At 71.1% G+C, this 2,723-nt stretch carries 4 protein-coding genes; 3 read left to right on the top strand and 1 reads right to left on the bottom strand.

The genetic code is table 11. The features are described 5' to 3' along the window. Window positions 1-360, top strand: a 360-nt coding sequence (gene arfB, locus G6030_RS12415; RefSeq protein ID WP_182643328.1) for an alternative ribosome rescue aminoacyl-tRNA hydrolase ArfB, incomplete at its 5' end; no start/stop codon positions are given. A 123-nt stretch (window positions 361-483) separates the two neighbouring features. Next, window positions 484-1,272 carry an SDR family oxidoreductase gene (locus tag G6030_RS12410; RefSeq protein ID WP_182643327.1) on the top strand — a complete coding sequence of 263 codons (789 nt, stop codon included), beginning with the start codon at window positions 484-486 and terminating at the stop codon, window positions 1,270-1,272. Here the strand turns inward: G6030_RS12410 and G6030_RS12405 are convergent. Beyond that, complete coding sequence (locus G6030_RS12405; RefSeq protein WP_182643326.1) at window positions 1,238-2,314, bottom strand: MsnO8 family LLM class oxidoreductase; 1,077 nt, start codon at window positions 2,312-2,314, stop codon at window positions 1,238-1,240. The two genes, G6030_RS12410 and G6030_RS12405, sit on opposite strands and share 35 nt — an antisense overlap. A 75-nt stretch (window positions 2,315-2,389) precedes the next feature. Between G6030_RS12405 and G6030_RS12400 the strand changes: the two genes are divergently transcribed. Then, window positions 2,390-2,723 (top strand): four-helix bundle copper-binding protein (locus G6030_RS12400; protein WP_182643325.1); only part of this gene is annotated, 334 nt, incomplete at its 3' end.

The raw sequence follows: 2,723 nt of genomic DNA, 5'->3' as shown, positions 1-2,723 counted from the left end.
TCCCGGTCGTCGGGCCCGGGCGGTCAGCACGTCAACACCGCCGATTCGCGGGTCCAGCTCAGCTTCGACCTCGCCACGACGACGGCCCTGGACGAGTCCCAGCGCACCCGGGCCCTTCACGCGCTCGCCGCGCGACTGTCGGGCTCCGTCCTCACCGTGGCCGCGGAGGAGAACCGCTCCCAGCGGCGCAATCGCGCGGCGGCACGGCAGCAACTCGCCGACCTGCTGCGCGACGCCGTGGCACCGCCGCTCCCGCGGAGGCCGACCCGGCCCACCCTCGGCTCGCGCCGCCGGCGGCTCCAGCACGAGCGTCGACGCGCCGAGATCAAGCGCAATCGCCGACGCCCCGACCTCGACTGATCGCCTCCCCCGCACTCACCGCCAGCACACGGAGCGGCGCCTGACCGGCGAGCCCCGCACGCCCCACCCCGCTATCGAGTAGAACTTGTTCCAGCCGATTAAGAAACCGACTTAGAGGTGGGCATGGGAACTCTCGACGGACGTGTGGCAGTGGTGACCGGTGCTGGGATGGGCATCGGTCGCGGGATCGCGGGCGCGCTCGCCCGGGAGGGCGCCTCGGTGGTGGTCGCCGAGATCGACGAGCCCGCCGGCACCGAGACCGCCGCCTGGCTGCGCGACGAGTGGGGCGCGCAGGCCGAGTTCGTCCGCACCGACGTCACCGAGAAGGATCAGGTCCTGGCCATGGTCCGGACCGCGGTGGACAGCTTCGGCCGACTGGACATCTTGGTGAACAACGCGTGGAAGGGCTCCGGCTTCGCGCGGTTGGAGAACATGACCGACGAGAAGCTCCGATCGGGCTTCGACATGGCTGTGATGGCGGCGTTCTGGGCCATGCAGGCCGCGTTGCCGGAGCTCGAGAAGCACGGCACCGGGCGCATCATCAACCTGTGCTCGCTCAACGGCGTCAACGCCCACATGTACTCGGTGCAGTACAACGCGGCCAAGGAGGCGCTGCGTACTCTCACCCGGACTGCCGCCCGCGAGTGGGCGCCGCGCCAGGTGTGCTGCAACGTCATCTGCCCCGGCGCGCAGAGTGAGGCCTACCGTCGCGTGGCCGAGGCGAACCCGGAGATGGCGGCGGGTATGGCGGCCGCCAACCCGATGGGCCGCGTCGGCGATCCGCTCGACGACATCGGCTCGGTCGCCGCGTTCCTCGCGAGCGACGCCAGCCGCTACCTCACCGGTAACACCCTGTTCGTCGACGGCGGTGCGCACATCAACGGGGTGCAGTGGGCACCGGAGGTGGACTGATCCGACTCCGCTGCCGGTAGCCGAACGCCTCGGCCAACAGGGCGTGCGACCGTCGGCGGGCGACCGGGTCGGCGATGAGGTCCTGGACCATCAGCTCGTCGGCGCCGGTCTCGTCGATCATCTGCTCGAGCGTCGCCCGGACGTCGTGGGGCCCGCCCGCCACGAAGCGGGGCCAGCGCCCGTCGACGATGCGTGTCGGCTCGTCCCGCTCGTCGTCGCTCATCTCCGCTGCGGCCTCCTCCGGCGTCGGGACGGTGACCTGACCGGCCGCGCGGCCGGCGCGGCCGAGTCGGGCGTAGAAGCCCTTCGGCGAGTTCGCCAGCCGCAGTCCGTCCTCACGGTCCTCCCCGACCGTGACGTTGACGGCGAGCATCGCGCGTGGGCGGTCGAGCCCGTGGCCCTGCGGTTGGAACATCGAGCGATACGTGCGCAGGGCGGACAGGGAGCCGTTCGGGTTGATGAACCCGGCGAAGGTGTAGCCGATCCCCAGCACGCCGGCGAGCGCCGAGCCCGCCGGACTCGACCCCAGCATCCACGTCTGCGGCACGCCCACCCCGGACGCACGGGCGCCCGACAGCGGATGACCCGCGAAGGGGTGGCCCTCGGGGAAGTCCTCGTAGAGCCACGCGAGGGTCTCGGTGAGCTGCTGCTGGTGGCTGACCTGGGCCGGCTGCTCGCGGTTCTGCTGGAGCGCCAGGTCGATCACCGGCCCGGCGGTCGCGCGGCCCATGCCCAGGTCGATCCGCCCCGGCGCCATCGCCTTGAGCTGGGTGAACATCTCGGCGACCTTGAACGGGCTGTAGTGGTTCATCAGCACCCCGCCGGACCCGAGCCGGATACGCGAGGTCTGCGTGGTGGCCGCGGCGATGAGCAGCTCGGGGTGGTGCGAGGCACCCGATCGGCTCAGATGGTGTTCGGCGAACCAGATCCGGTGGAACCCCGCCGCTTCGGCGTGGCGCGCGGTCTCGAGGGAGTCGGCCAACGCATCGGTCTCCGCGCTCCCCGGTGCGACGGTCCCCAGGTCGACGATCGACAGCTTCACTCGCACTCCTCATCTCGCGGATTCCACCGCGAATGCCGGCCTTGACACGACTGCCCACAACGGTAGCGTGGGCATATGAGCACTTCCGAGATGATCAGGTCCCATCCGAATCCGACCGACGGGCTCGACGTGGAGCTGCTCGCCGAGGCCCTCGAGGCCTCCGCGGCGTGCGCGACCATCTGCTCCTCGTGCGCTGACGCCTGTCTGGCCGAGGAGTCGGTCGCAGATCTGCGCGACTGCATCCGCACCGATCTCGACTGCGCGGACGTCTGCGCGGCCACCGCGGCGCTGCTCAGCCGCCGGACCGGCAGCAACCTCGAGGTGGTCAAGGCGCAGCTCAACGCGTGCCGAACCGCGTGCGCCGCGTGCGCCGACGACTGCGAGCAGCACGCCGACATGCACGAGCACT

The sequence above is a fragment of the Dietzia sp. E1 genome, from assembly GCF_014145015.1.
GTDB lineage: Bacteria > Actinomycetota > Actinomycetes > Mycobacteriales > Mycobacteriaceae > Dietzia > Dietzia cinnamea_A.
This window is presented reverse-complemented; position numbering and strand designations above follow the sequence as displayed.

Excerpts from the sequence above, each read along its gene's own strand:
- G6030_RS12410 (WP_182643327.1), top strand. The coding sequence starts at position 484 with ATGGGAACTCTCGACGGACGTGTGGCAGTGGTGACCGGTGCTGGGATG.